This window comes from Irregularibacter muris (assembly GCF_024622505.1).
Lineage (GTDB): Bacteria > Bacillota > Clostridia > Eubacteriales > Garciellaceae > Irregularibacter > Irregularibacter muris.
This window is the reverse complement of sequence record NZ_JANKAS010000004.1, coordinates 34,352-52,532: the sequence shown is the minus strand read 5'-3', so window position 1 is coordinate 52,532 and position 18,181 is coordinate 34,352. Positions and strand designations below refer to the sequence as shown.

General features: G+C 36.2%; 21 protein-coding genes and 1 tRNA gene. 17 read left to right on the top strand and 5 right to left on the bottom strand.

The window, feature by feature from the left end:
* Window positions 1-181: 181 nt before the first annotated feature.
* From spoVAC to NSA47_RS05915, 7 genes are all read left to right on the top strand, one after another.
* A complete protein-coding gene (gene spoVAC / locus NSA47_RS05945) occupies window positions 182-661 on the top strand; it encodes a stage V sporulation protein AC (RefSeq protein ID WP_257530003.1) in 480 nt (159 codons plus the stop codon).
* Entirely contained in the window at window positions 662-1,663 is a 1,002-nt protein-coding gene (gene spoVAD, locus NSA47_RS05940; protein WP_257530002.1) for a stage V sporulation protein AD, read from the top strand.
* A gap of 15 nt (window positions 1,664-1,678) precedes the next feature.
* Window positions 1,679-2,032, top strand: coding sequence for a stage V sporulation protein AE (spoVAE, locus tag NSA47_RS05935; RefSeq protein WP_257530001.1), 354 nt, complete (start codon window positions 1,679-1,681; stop codon window positions 2,030-2,032).
* A gap of 244 nt (window positions 2,033-2,276) precedes the next feature.
* Window positions 2,277-2,996: an ABC transporter ATP-binding protein gene (locus NSA47_RS05930; protein WP_257530000.1), complete on the top strand. Its 720-nt coding sequence runs from the start codon at window positions 2,277-2,279 to the stop codon at window positions 2,994-2,996.
* Window positions 2,989-4,590 carry a hypothetical protein gene (locus tag NSA47_RS05925; RefSeq protein ID WP_257529999.1) on the top strand — a complete coding sequence of 534 codons (1,602 nt, stop codon included), beginning with the start codon at window positions 2,989-2,991 and terminating at the stop codon, window positions 4,588-4,590. The genes NSA47_RS05930 and NSA47_RS05925 overlap by 8 nt, the downstream gene beginning before the upstream one ends.
* 104 nt (window positions 4,591-4,694) lie before the next feature.
* Complete coding sequence (locus tag NSA47_RS05920) at window positions 4,695-5,120, top strand: NUDIX hydrolase (RefSeq protein WP_257529998.1); 426 nt, start codon at window positions 4,695-4,697, stop codon at window positions 5,118-5,120.
* A gap of 149 nt (window positions 5,121-5,269) precedes the next feature.
* Window positions 5,270-5,884, top strand: a complete 615-nt coding sequence (locus NSA47_RS05915; RefSeq protein WP_257529997.1) for a lysozyme inhibitor LprI family protein — start codon at window positions 5,270-5,272, stop codon at window positions 5,882-5,884.
* 63 nt (window positions 5,885-5,947) lie between these two features.
* Here NSA47_RS05915 and NSA47_RS05910 read toward each other — a convergent pair whose 3' ends face one another.
* Entirely contained in the window at window positions 5,948-6,439 is a 492-nt protein-coding gene (locus tag NSA47_RS05910; protein ID WP_257529996.1) for a prolyl-tRNA synthetase associated domain-containing protein, read from the bottom strand.
* Window positions 6,440-6,619: 180 nt separating this feature from the next.
* On the opposite strand from NSA47_RS05910, the gene NSA47_RS05905 reads away from it, so the two are divergent.
* From NSA47_RS05905 to uppS, 3 genes are all read left to right on the top strand, one after another.
* Window positions 6,620-6,696 (top strand) — tRNA-Lys (locus tag NSA47_RS05905).
* Window positions 6,697-6,818: 122 nt separating this feature from the next.
* A complete protein-coding gene (locus NSA47_RS05900) occupies window positions 6,819-7,166 on the top strand; it encodes a DUF1292 domain-containing protein (protein ID WP_257529995.1) in 348 nt (115 codons plus the stop codon).
* A 148-nt stretch (window positions 7,167-7,314) separates the two neighbouring features.
* Window positions 7,315-7,983: a polyprenyl diphosphate synthase gene (gene uppS / locus NSA47_RS05895; protein ID WP_257529994.1), complete on the top strand. Its 669-nt coding sequence runs from the start codon at window positions 7,315-7,317 to the stop codon at window positions 7,981-7,983.
* A 53-nt stretch (window positions 7,984-8,036) separates the two neighbouring features.
* Here uppS and NSA47_RS05890 read toward each other — a convergent pair whose 3' ends face one another.
* The 3 genes from NSA47_RS05890 to NSA47_RS05880 are packed head-to-tail and all read right to left on the bottom strand — an operon-like array spanning window position 8,037 to window position 8,920.
* Window positions 8,037-8,561, bottom strand: coding sequence for a hypothetical protein (locus tag NSA47_RS05890; protein ID WP_257529993.1), 525 nt, complete (start codon window positions 8,559-8,561; stop codon window positions 8,037-8,039).
* 4 nt (window positions 8,562-8,565) lie between these two features.
* A complete protein-coding gene (locus NSA47_RS05885) occupies window positions 8,566-8,736 on the bottom strand; it encodes a hypothetical protein (RefSeq protein ID WP_257529992.1) in 171 nt (56 codons plus the stop codon).
* A 10-nt stretch (window positions 8,737-8,746) separates the two neighbouring features.
* Window positions 8,747-8,920, bottom strand: coding sequence for a hypothetical protein (locus NSA47_RS05880; protein WP_257529991.1), 174 nt, complete (start codon window positions 8,918-8,920; stop codon window positions 8,747-8,749).
* Between the two features lie 184 nt (window positions 8,921-9,104).
* Between NSA47_RS05880 and NSA47_RS05875 the strand changes: the two genes are divergently transcribed.
* The 3 genes from NSA47_RS05875 to fakB all read left to right on the top strand — a co-directional run bounded on the left by NSA47_RS05875 (window position 9,105) and on the right by fakB (window position 10,961).
* Complete coding sequence (locus tag NSA47_RS05875; protein WP_257529990.1) at window positions 9,105-9,317, top strand: heavy-metal-associated domain-containing protein; 213 nt, start codon at window positions 9,105-9,107, stop codon at window positions 9,315-9,317.
* Between the two features lie 141 nt (window positions 9,318-9,458).
* Window positions 9,459-9,980 carry a peptidylprolyl isomerase gene (locus tag NSA47_RS05870; RefSeq protein WP_506323673.1) on the top strand — a complete coding sequence of 174 codons (522 nt, stop codon included), beginning with the start codon at window positions 9,459-9,461 and terminating at the stop codon, window positions 9,978-9,980.
* Between the two features lie 105 nt (window positions 9,981-10,085).
* On the top strand, window positions 10,086-10,961 hold the full coding sequence (fakB, locus tag NSA47_RS05865; RefSeq protein WP_257529989.1) for a DegV family protein: 876 nt from the start codon (window positions 10,086-10,088) through the stop codon (window positions 10,959-10,961).
* Between the two features lie 62 nt (window positions 10,962-11,023).
* Here the strand turns inward: fakB and NSA47_RS05860 are convergent, their stop codons facing one another.
* Window positions 11,024-11,866 (bottom strand): DegV family protein, encoded by an 843-nt coding sequence (locus NSA47_RS05860; RefSeq protein WP_257529988.1) that lies wholly within the window; start codon window positions 11,864-11,866, stop codon window positions 11,024-11,026.
* A gap of 177 nt (window positions 11,867-12,043) precedes the next feature.
* On the opposite strand from NSA47_RS05860, the gene NSA47_RS05855 reads away from it, so the two are divergent.
* The 4 genes from NSA47_RS05855 (at window position 12,044) to NSA47_RS05840 (ending at window position 18,175) form a co-directional block, all read left to right on the top strand.
* On the top strand, window positions 12,044-14,062 hold the full coding sequence (locus NSA47_RS05855; RefSeq protein ID WP_257529987.1) for a penicillin-binding transpeptidase domain-containing protein: 2,019 nt from the start codon (window positions 12,044-12,046) through the stop codon (window positions 14,060-14,062).
* A 137-nt stretch (window positions 14,063-14,199) separates the two neighbouring features.
* Window positions 14,200-15,531, top strand: a complete 1,332-nt coding sequence (locus tag NSA47_RS05850; RefSeq protein WP_257529986.1) for a PhoH family protein — start codon at window positions 14,200-14,202, stop codon at window positions 15,529-15,531.
* Between the two features lie 139 nt (window positions 15,532-15,670).
* Window positions 15,671-17,017 carry a glucose-6-phosphate isomerase gene (locus NSA47_RS05845; RefSeq protein WP_257529985.1) on the top strand — a complete coding sequence of 449 codons (1,347 nt, stop codon included), beginning with the start codon at window positions 15,671-15,673 and terminating at the stop codon, window positions 17,015-17,017.
* A 105-nt stretch (window positions 17,018-17,122) separates the two neighbouring features.
* Window positions 17,123-18,175 (top strand): BMP family lipoprotein, encoded by a 1,053-nt coding sequence (locus tag NSA47_RS05840; protein ID WP_257529984.1) that lies wholly within the window; start codon window positions 17,123-17,125, stop codon window positions 18,173-18,175.
* Window positions 18,176-18,181: the final 6 nt, after the last annotated feature.

Sequence of the window (18,181 nt, the reverse complement as noted above, 5' to 3'; positions counted from 1 at the left end):
CCTTCTAACAAAGTTTAGAAGGCTTTTGTTATGCCGTCATAGCATTATTTTAGAAAAACTGGGGAAAATAACTCTCAAGGTCATATATTTACTATTTAGATTATTGGAGGTGCATAACAGCATATTAAGATTTTCATCATTATTGCATAAAATTATATCGACAAGATTAGAGGGTGAAATAATGGCAAATAAACAAAAAAATAATTTAACTGCGCAGCAACAGCAATATCAAGAATTTGCAAAAGTCAAAGAGGCTAAAAGGCCGATATTGAAAAATTGTCTCAAGGCCTTTGTATCTGGAGGATTAATTTGTACCCTAGGTCAATTTATAACATGGATATTTACAACATATTTTGATTTTACAGATACAACTGCCGCCAGTCCCACTTCAGCGGTGCTCATTATTATTGCTATGCTACTTACTGGGTTTGGGGTTTATGACCATATAGCCCAATGGGCAGGGGCAGGTACAGTTGTACCCATTACAGGCTTTGCCAATGCTATGACTTCTGCGGCCATAGAACATAGAAGTGAAGGTTATGTTTTAGGGGTAGGAGGAAATATGTTCAAGTTGGCAGGCTCAGTTATTGTATTTGGGGTATTTTCTGCCTTTGTAGTGGCGATTATTAAAATTACAATTATGAAGTTGGGTGGGATGTAGATGCTAGTAGGAAAGCAAACGTGGAAATTTGATTCCCAACCTGTTATTCTTTCTTCGGCTGCTGTAGGTGGACCCTTTGAAGGACAGGGAGCCTTAGCACAGGATTTTGACGTGATTAATGATGACATATGGATGGGACAGGATAGTTTTGAAAAAGCCGAGCAAATACTACAGGAACAATGTTGTCAAAAAGCCATACAAAAAGCCAATTTAAAAGAAGAAAATATAGATTTTTTAATTAGCGGTGACTTAATTAATCAGATTACAAATAGCAGCTTTGCTGCCCGTACATTGGGAATACCTTATTTAGGAATATTTGGGGCTTGCTCTACTTCTATGGAAGGTCTAGCTCTAGCATCCCTAATCGTGGATAGTAAGGCAGCCAATTATGTGCTAGCCGCTACTTCTAGTCACAATGGTACCTCAGAAAGGCAGTTTCGTTATCCCACTGAATATGGGATCCAAAAACCTCCTACAGCTCAATGGACGGTTACTGGGGCAGGAGCAGCGTTAGTGGCTCAACAGGGAAAGGGACCTAAGGTTACCCATGCTACCATTGGGAAGGTCGTAGATATGGGACTTACTGACCCCATGAATATGGGGGCAGCTATGGCGCCCGCAGCTGTAGATACGATTAGAGCACATTTTCGAGATTTAAATATACAGCCTACAGATTATGATTTAATTGCCACAGGGGATTTAGCCAGTGTTGGATTTGAGATTACTAGTGAAATATTGGAAAAGGAAGGATTGATTATTCCGCCAGAAATATTTACAGATTGTGGAATGTTAATATACAAAGAAGACCAACCAGTCTTTGCAGGAGCCAGTGGATGTGCATCCGCTGCTACAGTTACCTATGGACATCTTCTCAATAGAATGCGTAGGGGAGAACTGAAAAAAATATTAATTATAGCCACTGGGGCTTTGCTCTCCCCTCTTTCCTATCAGCAAAAGGAAACTATCCCCTGTATAGCCCATGCAGTATCCATAGAAATGTAGAAAGGAGTGACAAATTTGGAAAAATTTTTTTGGGCTTTTGTGGTAGGTGGAGGTATTTGTGTACTGGGTCAAATTTTAATTGATGTATTTCGGTTAACCCCTGCCCACGTTACGACTAGTTTTGTATCCGCAGGAGCTATATTAGGAGGTTTGGGTTGGTATGATCCTTTAATTAAATTTGCAGGAGCAGGAGCAAGTATACCCATAAGTAGTTTTGGTAATGCCCTTTTAAAGGGAGCAATGATGGAGTTTGAAAGAGATGGCTTTGTCGGAGTTCTGACAGGAGTTTTTGATATTACCAGTGCCGGGGTATCGGCAGCTATTATTTTTGCCTTTATTGCCTCCTTGATCTTCAGGCCCAAGGGATAGGCTAGAACCTTGTAAACCATATATAGACCATAAAATAGATTTCAAGAAATAAAGTGAAAGCATTTGGTTTTTCCTTACAAAAACCAGATGCTTTTTTATGTCGCAAGTAATAGAAATTATCTTAATTTTTCTATTGAAATGATGCAAAATCTATTGATATGATAGGAGGAAAGGAATAGAATAAAATGGAAGATTTTCCAAAGGGCAAATTAGATGCATACATAAAGTCGGAGGAGGTTCAAAGATGCTATCTTTAAAAAATGTCAGTAAAAGTTATGATAATAAGAAAAATGCAGTGGATAGTTTAAATTTAGAAGTAAAAAAAGGAGAAATCATGGGATTTATTGGCCCCAATGGAGCCGGTAAAACCACAGCCATTAAGATGATTACAGGTATTCTCTCTCCCTCGGAAGGGGAAATTACTATAAATGGCGTAGATATAGATAAATCCCCCTTAAGAGCCAAGATTAATTTTACTTATGTACCTGATCATCCAGCTATTTTTGATGCCATTAAGGGCATTGATTATTTAAACTTTATTGCGGATATGTACGATGTAGCAGTAGAGCAAAGAAGGGAAAGGATTGAAAGATTTACTAAGGCTTTTCAAATTGACCATGCCCTAGGTCAACCCATTAACTCATTTTCCCATGGAATGAAACAAAAACTACTGGTTTCAGGCGCATTAATTCCCGATCCCAAACTATTTATATTGGATGAACCTTTGGTAGGGCTAGACCCCCAATCAGCAAAAATATTAAAGGATGTCATGAAAGAACATTGTAATAATGGAGGCACAGTATTTTTCTCCTCCCATGTGTTGGAAGTCGTAGAAAATCTATGTGATCGGGTGGCCATAATTAATAAAGGGAAATTAATAGCCTGTGATACCCCAGAAAATATTAAGAAAAATACCAATGCTACGCTAGAACAAATTTTCTTGGAGATGACCAAAGATGAATAAATTTATGTCTTTAACCAAATTACAATTAAAGGATTTTTTTAGTCGATACCAGAGTGGACTAAATCTGAAAAAAGGAATACTGGGAAAAGGACTTTTTATAGTGGTTGGGTTGTTATTACTATTTCCTGCCATTCAATTATCCCAGAGTCTTTATACTCCCTTGGCCATGGTGGGTTATCCTCAAATACTGGTTACCCTTGCCTATATAGGTGCTGTGATTGCTATGTTATTTGCCGCAATACCTTTTATCATGTCTATCTTTTTTTATTCTAAGGACATTACATTTTTATCTTCCCTACCTATAAAAGAAAGTGCAATAGTTTTGTCAAAATTAAGTGCGATTTATATTTATCTTTTAGGGATGAGTGCATTTATCTTTGGACCAGCTTTAGCAATCTACACCATAAATCAGGAAATGAATATTTTACTGATTTTGTTATCTCTTATTGCCTTTATTGTTTCGCCTATATTACCTCTAACCATTGCCACTTTGATTATTTTACCTATTATGCGATGGGTGGGGGGAAGCAAAAGGAGGAATTTATTTTCCATATTGGGAAGTATCCTTTTTCTATTTTTCATTGTTGCCTTGCAATTAATATTGTCAAGATTTCAGTCTGATCCAGAAAGGATGCAACAATTACTAGCCCAACCAGAGGGGTTATTAAAGGCAGTGGGGAAACCCTTCCCCCCTAGTCTATGGCTTACCAATATGGTCCAGGGTTCATTTGTAGACATGATATTGTTTTTAGGAATAACCATTATTCTGGTTTTGCTTCTACAGGGTCTATCCAAAGCCATTTATAGAAAGGCTATGATGTCCTTTAGTCAAGAAGGTAGTGTAAGCATAAAAGAAGGAAGCATTTATTATAAAAAGAGAAGTGTAGGATTACAACTCATTAGGAGAAATTTTTTCATTATTACCTCCAATCCCACATTTTTTCTCAATACTTTTTTGAATATGTTGGTCCCCGTATTAGTTTTTGGAATAAGTATGTTTACAGGAGAAACATCTATAGAGGCTTTAAATTCACCTTTATTAGCCCCCTATAGAGTGCTTATATTTGCAGGGGTATTATCTTCTCCTGCTATCATTAGCAATATATCTGCTACGGCGATTACAAGGGAAGGAAAGGCTTTTTGGGAGACCAAAGTTTTACCTATTTCTTTGAAGGATAATCTTCGCTATCGGGTAATCACTACCATGATTTTAAACTTATTTGGTTCATTATTATTAGGTATAGGCAGTATGTTTATTATGGATCTTTCGGCCATGGATATTCTTTTAGGCATAGTGGTTACCATTTCTTTAACCCTATTTTTAGCCACTGTGGATATTGTGATCAATATTTTTAGACCGATGTTGAATTGGACCCATCCCACTGCGGCAGTGAAAAACAATATGAATGTGATGATTTCCTTGGCTTTACGAGTAGTTATAGGCTTTGGTATATATGGAATATTTATGGTGGTAAAGGCCAAAAATGAAACAATGATTATTCTTATATCAGGTATATTTTTCCTTCTTTATCTTCTTGCAAGACATCTTGTGTATAAGGTTTTTGTGAAAAAATTTAAAGAAATTTCAATTTAGGGAGGACAGGTTGGAAAGTAGAAATAGATGTTAGTAACTTAGAGATAGAACGTTAAGGGTAGGGGAGTGTATAGGAAAGATAATACTTAAGTGGGGGAAACGCTATGAATTGTAAAGCCTATGAACTAAACGATTTAAAGAATTATAAATATGTAGTCATTATAGCAAAGTACCATGGGAAATGGGTTTTGTGTAGACATAAAAAGAGAGAGACATGGGAAACCGCTGGTGGACATATAGAGTTAGGTGAAACTCCCTTGGATGCTGCTAAAAGAGAATTGTTTGAAGAAACAGGTGCTACTTCATTTGATATAAAACCCATATTTGATTATTGGGCTGGCGATGAAACTTCATGGGCTAATGGAATGGTCTTTTATGCAGAGATAAAGGAATTAAATGACTTACCCGAAAGTGAAATGGAAAAAATAGAATGTTTTGAAACATTGCCATCTAACTTAACATACAAAGATATTACGCCAAAGCTATTTCAGCATTTAGAGAATAACTTTAAGCATATATTTTCAGCATAATCTATTGGATTCTTGTGTGTTCTTGTATCAGTAGAGCTATATGAATTTGATAAAAATGTTCACAAAATAGTAGAAAAAAACTCCTTAATTTTGGACTGTTATTATGTTAGGATAAAATGTAATGACAAAAAATCAAAAGGAGCTTACTCATGAAGAATAAAAAAATTGTATTTCTTATTGTCATAGCATTATCAATCCTCACATTGGTAGCATGTACAAAAGATAGTAAAAAAGATCAAGAGTCTGCAAGTGAAACAGGAGAAAATCAGCAAGTAGAAGATAATCTGAATAAAGATGATGATACAGGGAAAACAGCTCTGCCAGATGGAGAATCTGATGAAAAAGCAAATGAAAATGTTTCGGAAAGCAACACACCAAATTCAATAACAAAAGTAAAAGGAAGAAAAGAATTTCTGACAAGATTAGATGACATACAAGAAGAACTTGATACCTTACCAGAAAAAAAGGATTCAGATGCTGGAGCAACAAATGCTATGCGCAGTTTCTACGGAAAATCCTATGATATGTATGATGAAGCCTTAAATGATATCTATGCTTTATTAAAAAAGCAGTTGTCCTCAGAAACAATGAAAAATTTAAAAACTGAACAAATTAAATGGATAGAACAAAAAGAAGCTTTAGCAGATCAAGAAGCTTCCCAATACAAGGGTGGAACCTTTGAATTTGTTGCCTATCATTCATCCCTTTACCAATCAACAAAAGATAGATGTTATGAGTTAGTGAACAAGTATATGACAGAATAAAAAATAGAAGTGAATGTTAGTGAGGGCAGATGGATCGCTTTATCCATCTGCCCTCATTATTTTCTAAATATCAATATAAGAAACCGAATTCTCTGTCCAATCTAAAAATTTCCCAAAATCTTGCCCACTGATGGTCACTGTTGCTGTATTGACATTGGGATGAAAGTTTATTTTATCAGCTTCTTTTAAATCCTTATCAATCAATACCTCAACCGCATCCTGTTCATCATTAATGAGGCCAAAGGGAGAAACCGCTCCAGTTTCCAATCCTAAATATTTAGTGAGGCGCTTATCCGAGGCAAAGCTAAGTTTTTCTCCACCTACATAACTAGATAAACGACTAAAATCTACTTTTTTTGAATCGGTTAATACCACGAGAAAGTGTCTTTTTCCCTTTTGATTTCTTAAAAATAAATTTTTACAATGCACACCTTCAATATCTGCCCAATATTTTTCCGCTTCTTCCACCGTATATACGGGAGGATGTTCATGGCGTTGATAGACAATACCTAACTCATCTAAAACTTCATAAACGCTTTGTTCTTTTTGATCCATTTATACTTCCTCCTATGCTCATCAATATACTGTTAGAAATTACAATTATGCCTATTATACCAAATAATGAAGAATTTAACAATTTTATGGGAATTTGCTAATCATTCCACAGATTCCCTGTGGACAAAATAAAGGTTTTATTTTATAATAAATAGGTAATTGAGAGAAAGAATCATTTTCACTCCCTTAGCTCAGCTGGTCAGAGCACCTGACTCTTAATCAGGGTGTCCAGGGTTCGAATCCCTGAGGGAGTACCATACATAAGATAAATATATAATGCAAGGAAGAAATTCCTTGCTTTTTTGTTTTTAAAAGACTTATAATAGGATATCCTTAAGAAGAAGGATAATATAGAAAACAATTTTAAGGAGGGGTATTTATGGGTTGTAATTGTAACGGAGATCACGATCATAAACATGACCATGATCATGGGGAGTGCCAATGCCATGGAGATCATCATCATGAAGATGCTGAGATGATGTATTTGACTTTAGAAGATGGTAGTGAATTGGAATGCGAAATTGTGGTTGGATTTGAAGTGGATGGAAAGGATTATATTGTTTTGCTTCCTGAAGGGGAAGAAACAGTATTTATTTATGGCTACCAAGAAACTGAAGAAGGGCCAGTGTTATCTGTTATTGAAGATGATGATGAATTTGAAAAGGTAGCTGAAGTATATGACGCCATGCTGGACGAAGAATTTGAGGATGAATTAGAGCAAGAATAATGACTTTGCCTTTAGCTTATTCTTGGAAAATTTTATAAAGTAGGTTTATTATAACACTCCTGTGGAATAATCATAATAAGAAAGTTTGATCCCTTACATACAAATCAACTTTCTTATTTTACAAAATGATTGCAGGAGTGTTGTATTTATGAGAAAATTTAAGCGATTACCTCAGCATATAGGGGTCATCCCTGATGGCAATAGAAGATGGGCAGTAGCCCAGGGGATGGAAAAACAAGAGGGATATGACCATGGTATTGATCCGGGTTTTCAGCTTTATCAAATGTGCCTGGACTTAGGAGTCAAGGAGCTTACCTTTTATGGATTTACCCAAGACAATACAAAGAGACCAAAGCAGCAAACCACAGCCTTCCAAAAGGCCTGTATAGATGCAGTAAATAGTTTGGCCCATAGAGACGCTGAACTTTTGGTCATTGGAAATACCTCCTCTCCCTTATTCCCCAAAGAACTTCTTCCTTATACCAAACCTGTAAAATTTGGGGAAGGAAAAATAAGAATTAATTTTTTAGTAAACTATGGATGGAATTGGGATTTAAGTCATGCTTTAGATAAGCAAGGGCAGTGTTCCCAAGCTTTAGGAAAACAAATGATTAAAAATATAGCCTCTTGTGATATCTCACGGGTAGATCTTATTTTAAGGTGGGGTGGGCGAAGAAGGCTAAGTGGATTTTTACCTGTACAATCCATTTATTCAGATTTTTATATTATAGAGGACTATTGGCCAGACTTTAAACCCGAACATTTTTATAATGCTTTGGATTGGTATGAAAATCAAGATATTACCCTAGGAGGGTAGTAAATTTTCGTGTAAAATTGCAAAACTAAGCACTTGTTGATATCAACAAGTGCTTAGTTTTGTTTGCTTCTATTAAGGGTATTTTTTAGGTGTTCGGCTTTCCCTTTGGTAAGAGATTTAAGGGCAGGGACATGATAGTATTCGAGTACTTTATCCTTATCAATATTTTTATTGGATAATAAGGCCTCTAGTTTCTTAGCCTCCACATCAGATATAATATTTGAGGAATCATCCTTTGATGAAGAATCATCCTCTCCTAGTTCTTCCAGAGCAGTCATTCCTATATTGGTAAGGTCACGAAGAGCTCTGGCTTTTGCTCTAGTCTCTGCCATACGGATGATATGCCTAGAGATCATTCTATTGACATTGGTGGTATCCGCATCCCCATAGCCAGTGAAAGATCCTTCCTTGGTGTGGGCAACAGCCCTAAAGATGGCTCTATGTTCCTGGGGATCATAGCTTACCATCTGGGTTTCTATGCCTGTTAAACCTTTTTGATGGGCAGTATCTAATAATCCTTCATAGGTAACAAATTCTTTTCCTTGCAAATTGACAATAAATCTTTTATCTATAGACACCTTATCATTCCTCCTGTCTATCATTAATGGTATGTCTTAAAATCATCTTTTCATAGCGACTTCTCATTTCTTCTTCAATTTCTTTATTGGCTAAGTAGAGCTTTTCGGATTGTTTTTTATTGGAAATATAGTGAAATAATAATTCGCTATCGGTCATTTCATTAGGAATTTTCATGTTTTCACTCCTAAAAATCTTCTGGGATTCTAATATCCTTAGGCAAATACTTTGCCATATACTTTATTTGCTGTTGGGAACTTTCATATCTTTGTTTCCAATATTCTTTTTCTATAAATAATTCTTGCATATATTTATCTTTTTTTTGCAAAATAGTTAATGTATCATCAGTAAGATTGATCATAATCTAACCTCCAATATCTATTCCTTAATCTATTTTTCCCAGACTTTAAAAACTTAACTCAGAATTTAGTCTATCAATTAATGGTAATAAACAAGAAAATAAAGGGAATTATATTTATTTAAAGTCGGTGGAATATCAATTAATATATTTGTAAATGTGAATACTATTTTTAGGAGGTGAGATGATGAAGGCAAAAAAATTTAAGCTTTCTAATTTTGAAATACCCCATGATTTACGGGACAAAGCTCAAAGTATTGAAACACAAATAGGTGAACTATCAGGTGTTAATGCAGTAAGAGTAGATCCATTTGCCCAAACGGTGACAGTTGACTTTAATGAAGGGGAAGTATCTGAAAAAGAGATTACCTCTATATTAGAGGAAAATCAATTTATGTAAGGTTCCTCAATAGGGATACAAAGCAAGTCCTTTGGGACTTGCTTTGTAAAAATAATTCTAATAAATCAAGACAAATTTATGTTATAATCATATCTAAACAATAGCTATAATATAAAAAGGGAAAAAGAAGGGATGATCATATTGACTAAAAATCCAGTGGTTACTATTGAAATGGAAAAGGGAGGTACAATCAAGGTAGAACTATACCCTGATGTAGCACCTAATACAGTGAATAACTTTATTGATCTTGTAAATAAGGGATTTTATGATGGCACAATTTTCCACCGTGTTATTCCAGGATTCATGATACAAGGAGGCGACCCTCAGGGATCTGGAATGGGGGGACCTGGATATGGAATTAAGGGAGAATTTAAAATTAATGGCTTTAATAATGATTTAACTCATACTAGAGGGGTAATTTCTATGGCAAGAGCACAAAACCCTAACTCTGCTGGTTCACAGTTTTTTATCATGCATGAAGATTCACCTCATTTAGATGGACAGTATGCTGCCTTTGGCAAGGCCATAGAGGGCATGGAAGTCGTGGATGAAATAGCAAATGTAAAAAAGGATTTTGCAGATCGTCCCAGAGAAGAACAAAAAATGAAAAAGGTAACTGTAGAATTATTTGGGCAAGAATATCCAGAACCTGAAAAAATATAAATCTGCAAAGCAGAGGGTAATCAACGGATTACTCTGCTTTTTTGCTTCTTTTCATCATAGGATTGTATTATAATAAAGAAAATAGAGGAAAGAGGTGGTTATAGAGTGGCTGTTCAAATCATTACTGACAGTGCGGCAGATTTACCTAAGGAATTAATTCAAGAATACAGTATAGATGTTATGCCCCTAAGGGTCTATCTAGGGGAGAAAGAATACATAGATGGGGAAACCATTCAGCCCCTGGAGGTATTTCAAAATATGCGGGAGGGTACCCAATACAAAACGGCTCAAGTGCCCTTGCAAGTATTTGAAGATATCTTTAGTAAATATGCCGAAAAGGGGCAAAGTTGCATTTATATCGCTTTTTCTTCAGAATTATCCGGTACATATCAATCCTCTGTAATGGCAAAACAACAGGTATTAGAGGAATACCCAGATTTTGATATAGAAGTCATTGATACCAAGGCAGCTTCTATGGGATTTGGCTTGATTGTAAAATATGCTGCCCAAATGGCCCAAAAAGGTAAAACAAAAGAGGAAATTGTAGAAGCCATACACTTTTTTTCCAACCATATGGAGCACATCTTTACCGTAGATAATTTAGAATATCTCTATCGGGGTGGAAGGGTAAGTCGTACTGCTGCCTTCGTAGGGGGAATTCTCAACATAAAACCTGTTTTACATGTGGAAGACGGGAAATTAATTCCCCTTGAAAAGATTAGAGGAAGAAAAAAAGTGATTAAAAGAATGGTAGACATTATGGAAGAAAGAGGAGTAGATTATTCCAATCAAACCATTGGAATAAGTCACGGAGATGATATGGAGGCAGTAGAAGCTCTCATGGACCAGATCAAAGAAAGATTAGGTTGTAAGGAGTTTATCATCACCCTAGTAGGATCTACCATAGGCTCCCATTCCGGCCCAGGTACATTGGCACTGTTTTTCTTGAATAAAGAAATTCCAGATAGGTATAAATCATAAGAAAAAATACATACAAATGAAACAATAGGACCATGGAAATTAAATTTCCATGGTCCTATTGTTTAAAAGGCTATAATAACTCCCCCATCATTGGCATATACCGTACTGATACCTGCTGTTTCTACAATAATAATATCTTTGAAGTCATAACGCTTAAGAATTTCCTCTTTTAGTTCTTTGGCTTTTTCAAAGGCATTACAGTGGGCAATACCCAGAATCTTATCTTCGAATTTTTCTCCTTGATCTCCGATGATTTCCACTAGGCGTCTAAAGGCTTTTTTGGAGCTGCGCACCTTTTCCACTTCTTTGATGTTCCCATGTCCATCCTCTCCCATAATGGGTTTTATATTTAATGCAGAGGCAATTTTTCCCTTTAACTTGCTCAAACGTCCTGCTTTTACAAGATTATCTAAGGACTCTAAAATGAAAAAGGTTTTTAATTCAGAAATATAATGATTTGCCTTTTCTACAATGCTTTCTTTCTCTAAATTTCCATCTATTAATTCCTGTAACTTCATGGAAATAAGAGTTTCTGCAATGGAAGCACTTAAAGAGTCAAAAACGTGGATGAACTTATCCCCTATTTGCTCTAAAAACATCTTTTTTGCCAGCATAGCACTATTATAAGAGCCGCTTAAAGCAGAGGAAAGGGTGACCACAAAGATATTGTCTGCTTCTGCCCTTTTAAATCTTTCCATGTAATCTCCAGGAGATGGACAAGAGGTTTGGGGAGCAGTAGGACTATCTTTCATTAATTTAACTAATTCCATAGAATCTAAACTCTTATCATCTACAAGCTTATGATCTCCCACCCTTATTGTTAATGGAATTAGGTCAATGTTTAATTTTTTTTCTAGCTCTCCATTTAGATCACAACAACTATCTGCTAATAATTTAAAACTCATATTTGTAACCCTCTCCTCTCAGGTTGATTAGATTTATCATAACATAAAACAAGAAAAATGCATCAAAAATTAAATTAATTATTTATATTCCCAAATAATTAATTTATATTCATATTTTTTGGGGCTAGTCTGTTACAATGTTATAATAAATATAACAATAAAGAAAGAGGGGAGAAGATGAAGTTTAAAAAGACTATTTTACTTTTACTTATACTTGTAATCATGATATTTACAGGATGCTCAAAGTCATCAAAAGCAGAAGACATATTTGAAAGTTATTTTTCCCAATGGCAACAGGGAGAATATAGTGCCATGTACGATTTACTCACTAGAGACATAAAGGAACAGCTATCTAAAGAAGATTTTATAAAAAGATATGAGAACATATTTGGAGGAATTGAAGCAAAAAATATAAAAGTTGAAATAAATAAAGAGGAGAAGACCAAAAAAGAAGATGATCGCCTCATTATTCCATATACTGTGAAAATGGATACCCTTGCCGGGAAAATTGAATACTCCCACCAGGCTCTACTCACTAAGGAAAAGGAAAATGGCTGGCGGCTAAGTTGGGATGAAAAAATGATTTTTCCTCAAATGGAGAAAAATGATCAAATAAGAGTAGAGACCGTTGCAGCCAAAAGAGGAATAATCAAGGATAGAAACGATATCGAGCTTGCAAGCAATGGACAAATTCAGATGATAGGCATTGTCCCTGAAAAACTTGGAGATCAGGAAGAAGAAGTAAAGAAAAAACTTTCTGAGCAATTGCATATTACTGTAGAAGATATTGATAAAAAACTAAGTGCAACTTGGGTAAAACCGGAATTATTCGTACCTATTCGGGCTATAGCTAGCGAGGAAAAAGGAAAACTTGAAGAATTAACCCAACTATCAGGAGTCACCAATCAAAGACAATCAGCTAGAGTCTATCCCTTAAAGGAAAAAGCCGCCCATCTCGTGGGGTATATAGGAAACATCAATCAGGAAGAACTAGAAAAATTAAAAGATGAAGAATACAATTCAAATAGCATCATTGGTAAGAGTGGTCTAGAATCTCTTTATGAAAAACAATTAAGAGCTATAGATGGTAAAAAAATAAATATTGTTGGAGAAGACAATAAGATAAAAGAAACCCTTGCACAAAAAGAACATAAGGATGGACAAGATCTACAATTGACCATCGATGTTTCTCTTCAGGAATCCATTTACGGAGAAATGCAGGGGGAAGTAGGTACTGCGGTAGCAATGCACCCTAAAACAGGGGAAGTTCTTGCTTTGGTCAATAGTCCGTCCTATGATCCAAATGCCTTTATCCTAGGCCTATCCAGTGAACAATGGGAAAACTGGAATGAAGATCCTGCTAAACCCTTATTAAACCGTTTTACCCATACCTATACGCCAGGATCGGTATTTAAACCCATCACTGCCGCTATTGCCTTAGAGGAAAAGGCTATTGATTCTAATGAAAAGGTCAATATCTCCGGATTACAATGGCGTAAGGATTCATCTTGGGGAGATTATTATATCTCTCGGGTAAAGGATCCTGGTAAAGCAGTGAATCTTAGAGACGCTTTTGTGTATTCTGATAATATTTATTTTGCTCAAGCGGCTTTAAATACAGGAAAGAAAGCCTTTATAGAGGGCACCAAAAAATTTGGAATAGGAGAAAAAATTCCCTTTACCTATTCGATAAATTCATCCCAACTGGCTAAGGATGAGTCCCTAGGAAAGGGAGATGTACAACTGGCAGATAGTGGTTATGGTCAGGGAGAAGTATCCATGAGTCCTCTCCATCTTAGTATGGTGTATACCACCTTTATTAACGATGGAAACATCCTTCAACCTACTTTAAATAAAAAGGATACCTTAGAGAATACAAAACCATGGAAAGAAGGAATTATCTCCAAAGAAACCGCTCAAAGAATAAAAGATGATTTAGTAGAGGTAATAGAAAATCCAGAGGGAACGGGCAATCCCGCAAAAATCCCTGGGACTACCCTGGGAGGGAAAACTGGCACGGCAGAACTAAAGGGAAGTAAGGAAGAAAAGGGCCAGGAACTAGGATGGTTTGTTGCCTTCAACCACGATGAGCCAGAGATATTAGTCACCATGATGATAGAACAAGTTGAAAACAAAGGTGGAAGCGCCTATGTAGTGCCAAAGGTAAAGAAAGTAATAGAAAACTATGGGCAATAAATAGGAAAAATAATGAAATAACGAGGGATCTTTATGAAGATCCCTTGCCCTCTAAATAACTTTCCAAAATAAAGTAGGAAAGTTATTTTTTCTTTTTGAATACACTTAAACAAAGAGCATATTGAGGGGGCAGAAAATTGAAAAAAACTTTTGTTTTGGACACTAGCGTCTTATTAGAAGACCCAAATGCACTATATCAGTTTCAAGATAATGAAATCATCATTCCCATAGTGGTGCTGGAAGAATTGGATGGGAAAAAAAGATTAGAAAATCAATTGGGACGCAATGCCAGGCAAGTTTCAAGGGAATTAGATAAGCTAAGAGAAAGAGGGGATTTACAAACAGGAGTTACCTTAGAAGGGGGAGGATGCATAAAGGTTGAAATCAACCACAAGCATTTAACAGCAGTAAAGGAATATTTCCCTCAGGTAACCAATGATAATAGAATATTGGCAGTGGCCTTTAATCTCATGGAAGAAAGAAAAAACCAAGAAGATGCTGAAAAGGTGATATTGGTCAGTAAAGATATTTTGGTGCGGGTAAAAGCTCATGCCCTAGGCATTATAGCCCAAGATTATATGGCAGGAAGAATGGTACCCAAAAGAGAATATTATCAAGGCTACATCACTTTGGAGGTTCCTTCCTCCCTAATCAATGATATCTATAGCCATGGAAAAATAAATCTACCAGAAGAATATTTTGAGTTGTATGATTTTTACCCCCATGAGTTTATCATATTAAAGGATCAAGAGGGAGGCTCTCAATCTGCAGTAACCTATTATGAATATGATACCATGGCATTGAGACTCATGCCCTTTCCCACCCAAGATGTTTGGGGCATCCATCCTAGAAACCTTCAGCAGAAAATGGCCATAGAATTATTATTAAATGAGGATATTCCCTTGGTGACCCTTACGGGGAAAGCTGGTACAGGAAAAACTCTATTGGCCCTTGCCGCAGGATTATATAAGACTGAGGATCTAAATGTTTACAAGAAGTTATTGGTTGCCAAACCCATTGTACCCATGGGCAAAGATATTGGATACTTACCCGGGGATAAAGATCAGAAATTAAAACCTTGGATTCAACCAATTTATGATAATTTAGAATATATTTTTGGGGACTATAAGGGAGGGGCAGGAGATATACTCGTAGGGCTAAGAAAGATAGCGATCGAGCCTTTAACCTTTATTCGAGGCAGAAGTATACCCCAACAATTTATTATTATTGATGAGGCCCAAAACCTCACCAAACATGAAATCAAGACCATAATATCAAGAGTAGGAGAAGGGAGTAAAGTTGTATTAATTGGAGATCCAGAACAAATTGATAACCCTTATCTGGATTCTTGCAATAATGGTTTGACCTATGTGGTAGAAAAGTTAAAAGAATATCCTGAGGCTGGTCATGTGACTTTTACCAAAGGAGAACGCTCTAGGTTAGCCCAATTGGCGGCCGATGTATTGTAAAGAGACAGCAAAAAGGGAAAGGGGCCTACACCCTTAAAAAGTTTCGATATAATCCTAAAAATGAGATATAATAATTCCTAAGGATAAATTGTTTTTTAAAAAAACAAAGGGGTAAAATGATATTCAAGGAGGCTGAGTGATGAATAAAATTAAATTTGATTTTTCCCATGGGGGAATCGAGGAGCATGAGCTAAACCAAGTACAAGCACAGGTACAATGTGCCCACAATATTTTACATGACAAAAAGGGTGCCGGCAGTGATTATTTGGGCTGGTTAGATTATCCTATTTCTTATGACCAAGAAGAATTTGCAAGGGTGAAGAAGGCTGCGAAAAAAATTAAATCCAACTCTGATGTACTGATTGTCATAGGTATCGGGGGATCATATTTAGGGGCTCGAGCAGTTATAGAGGCTTTTAATCATTCCTTTTATGATCTATTGCCCAAGGAAAAGCGTAGTCATCCTACGGTTTTATTTGCAGGACATCATATCAGTGGTACATATTTAAAGGAATTATTAGAGTATGTAGAGGATAAAGACATCAGCGTTAATGTGATTTCTAAATCAGGAACCACCACTGAACCTGCGATTGCTTTCCGAGTTTTCAAAGATTTATTAGAAAGAAAATATGGCAAGCAAGAGGCTAAAAATAGAATATATGTGACTACAGATAAGGAAAAGGGAGCCCTAAAAAAATTAGCCAATGATGAGGGCTATGAAACCTTTATTATTCCTGATGATGTGGGAGGCAGATATTCAGTGTTAACCCCTGTAGGACTTCTCCCCATTGCGGTAGCGGATATCAATATTGATGAGCTGATGGAAGGGGCAAAAGCTGCTAGAGAAGAATATGCAATAGAGGATCTTGAGCAAAACCCTTGTTATCAATATGCAGCTATACGGAACATCCTATACAATAGGGGAAAAGACATAGAGATTTTAGTGAACTATGAACCTTCTTTGCATTATTTTTCAGAATGGTGGAAACAATTGTTTGGGGAAAGTGAAGGTAAGGACGGCAAGGGAATCTTTCCAGCAGCAGTAGACTTTTCTACCGACCTTCATTCCCTGGGGCAGATTATTCAAGAGGGAAAAAGAAACTTATTTGAAACCAATATTCAAATTAAAAAGCCACAAAAAGATATGGAAATTCTTCACGATCCAGAAAATATTGACGGGTTAAACTTTATCAGTGGAAAAACCATGGATGTTGTAAATAAAATGGCCTTCCAAGGAACCTTATTGGCCCATATAGATGGGGGCGTGCCCAATCTAGTTTTAGAAATACCAGAAATGAATGAATATTACATGGGCCAACTCATTTATTTCTTTGAAAAAGCCTGTGGATTAAGCGGATACATTTTAGGGGTAAACCCCTTTAACCAACCAGGGGTAGAAGCCTATAAGAAAAATATGTTTGCCCTTTTGGAAAAGCCTGGATTTGAAGAATTAAGAGAGCAATTGCAAGCTAGGATAAACAGATAAGATCTTTAAATTTTTGTGAACAAAGAAGGATTTTTACTGTTCGTATCGAATAGTTTATAGGAGTCATAAGTATCACAATATAAAAATTTAAGGGGGAAATACAACATGACTAAGAAGTTGCTAGTATTGCTTTTGGTATTAGGACTTGTGATGACTGCATTTGTTGGCTGCAGCAGTGGTGATACAACACCAGAAGGCGAGCCAGAAGACCAAGAGCCAGCTGCTGGAGAAGACGCAAAAATCACAATGGTTACCGATGTTGGTGGAGTAAATGATAACTCCTTTAACCAATCTGCATGGGAAGGATTACAAAAATCAGAGAAGGATCTAGGCGTAGAAGTTGCTTATATTGAATCTAAAGATGCAAGTGACTACGTAGCAAACTTAGAGTCCGCTCTAGATGCAGAAAATGATTTGATTTGGGGCATTGGCTTTTTAATGGGTGATGATATCTTAAAAGCAGCTCAAGATAACACAGACCAAAAATATGCCATTATTGATATGGCCTATGATGATACCCCAGAAAATCTTATCGGTGTGGTATTCCAGGCTGAACAACCTTCTTTCCTAGTAGGTTACATAGCAGGAAAAATGACTGAAACTGGTAAAGTAGGCTTTGTAGGCGGCGAAAAAAGTGCTGTAATTGATGGATTTGATTATGGTTTCCATGCGGGAGTTAAATTTGCCAATCCCGATGTAGAAGTATTTAGACAATATGCAGACAATTTTAATGATGTTGCCAAAGGTAAAGCGATAGCAACCAAAATGTTCCAAGATGGTGCAGATATTGTATTCCACGCTGCTGGCGCAACAGGCGATGGAGTAATTGAAGCAGCTAAAGAGCAAGATAAATGGGCTATTGGTGTAGATAGAGACCAAAGCGACTTAGCTCCTGAAAATGTCTTAACTTCTGCCATGAAACGTGTAGACAATGCTGTATATAATATTGCTAAAGATCTTAAAGAAGGTAAATTCCAAGGAGGAGAAACTGTTGTATATGGATTAAAAGAAAATGGAGTAGATATTGCTCCAACTTCTGATAAGCATGTTCCAGCAGATCTTCTAAAGGAAGTAGAGGACTTAAAACAACAAATGATTGATGGAAAAATAGTTGTTCCCTTTGATGAAAAAACCTTTGAAGATTTTAAAGTAGAATAGTATAAT

Excerpts from the sequence above, each read along its gene's own strand:
- spoVAC (WP_257530003.1), top strand. The coding sequence starts at position 182 with ATGGCAAATAAACAAAAAAATAATTTAACTGCGCAGCAACAGCAATAT.
- spoVAD (WP_257530002.1), top strand. The coding sequence starts at position 662 with ATGCTAGTAGGAAAGCAAACGTGGAAATTTGATTCCCAACCTGTTATT.
- NSA47_RS05930 (WP_257530000.1), top strand. The coding sequence starts at position 2,277 with ATGCTATCTTTAAAAAATGTCAGTAAAAGTTATGATAATAAGAAAAAT.
- NSA47_RS05925 (WP_257529999.1), top strand. The coding sequence starts at position 2,989 with ATGAATAAATTTATGTCTTTAACCAAATTACAATTAAAGGATTTTTTT.
- NSA47_RS05920 (WP_257529998.1), top strand. The coding sequence starts at position 4,695 with ATGAATTGTAAAGCCTATGAACTAAACGATTTAAAGAATTATAAATAT.
- NSA47_RS05915 (WP_257529997.1), top strand. The coding sequence starts at position 5,270 with ATGAAGAATAAAAAAATTGTATTTCTTATTGTCATAGCATTATCAATC.
- NSA47_RS05910 (WP_257529996.1), bottom strand. The coding sequence starts at position 6,439 with ATGGATCAAAAAGAACAAAGCGTTTATGAAGTTTTAGATGAGTTAGGT.
- NSA47_RS05900 (WP_257529995.1), top strand. The coding sequence starts at position 6,819 with ATGGGTTGTAATTGTAACGGAGATCACGATCATAAACATGACCATGAT.
- uppS (WP_257529994.1), top strand. The coding sequence starts at position 7,315 with ATGAGAAAATTTAAGCGATTACCTCAGCATATAGGGGTCATCCCTGAT.
- NSA47_RS05885 (WP_257529992.1), bottom strand. The coding sequence starts at position 8,736 with ATGAAAATTCCTAATGAAATGACCGATAGCGAATTATTATTTCACTAT.
- NSA47_RS05880 (WP_257529991.1), bottom strand. The coding sequence starts at position 8,920 with ATGATCAATCTTACTGATGATACATTAACTATTTTGCAAAAAAAAGAT.
- NSA47_RS05875 (WP_257529990.1), top strand. The coding sequence starts at position 9,105 with ATGAAGGCAAAAAAATTTAAGCTTTCTAATTTTGAAATACCCCATGAT.
- NSA47_RS05860 (WP_257529988.1), bottom strand. The coding sequence starts at position 11,866 with ATGAGTTTTAAATTATTAGCAGATAGTTGTTGTGATCTAAATGGAGAG.
- NSA47_RS05855 (WP_257529987.1), top strand. The coding sequence starts at position 12,044 with ATGAAGTTTAAAAAGACTATTTTACTTTTACTTATACTTGTAATCATG.
- NSA47_RS05845 (WP_257529985.1), top strand. The coding sequence starts at position 15,671 with ATGAATAAAATTAAATTTGATTTTTCCCATGGGGGAATCGAGGAGCAT.
- NSA47_RS05840 (WP_257529984.1), top strand. The coding sequence starts at position 17,123 with ATGACTAAGAAGTTGCTAGTATTGCTTTTGGTATTAGGACTTGTGATG.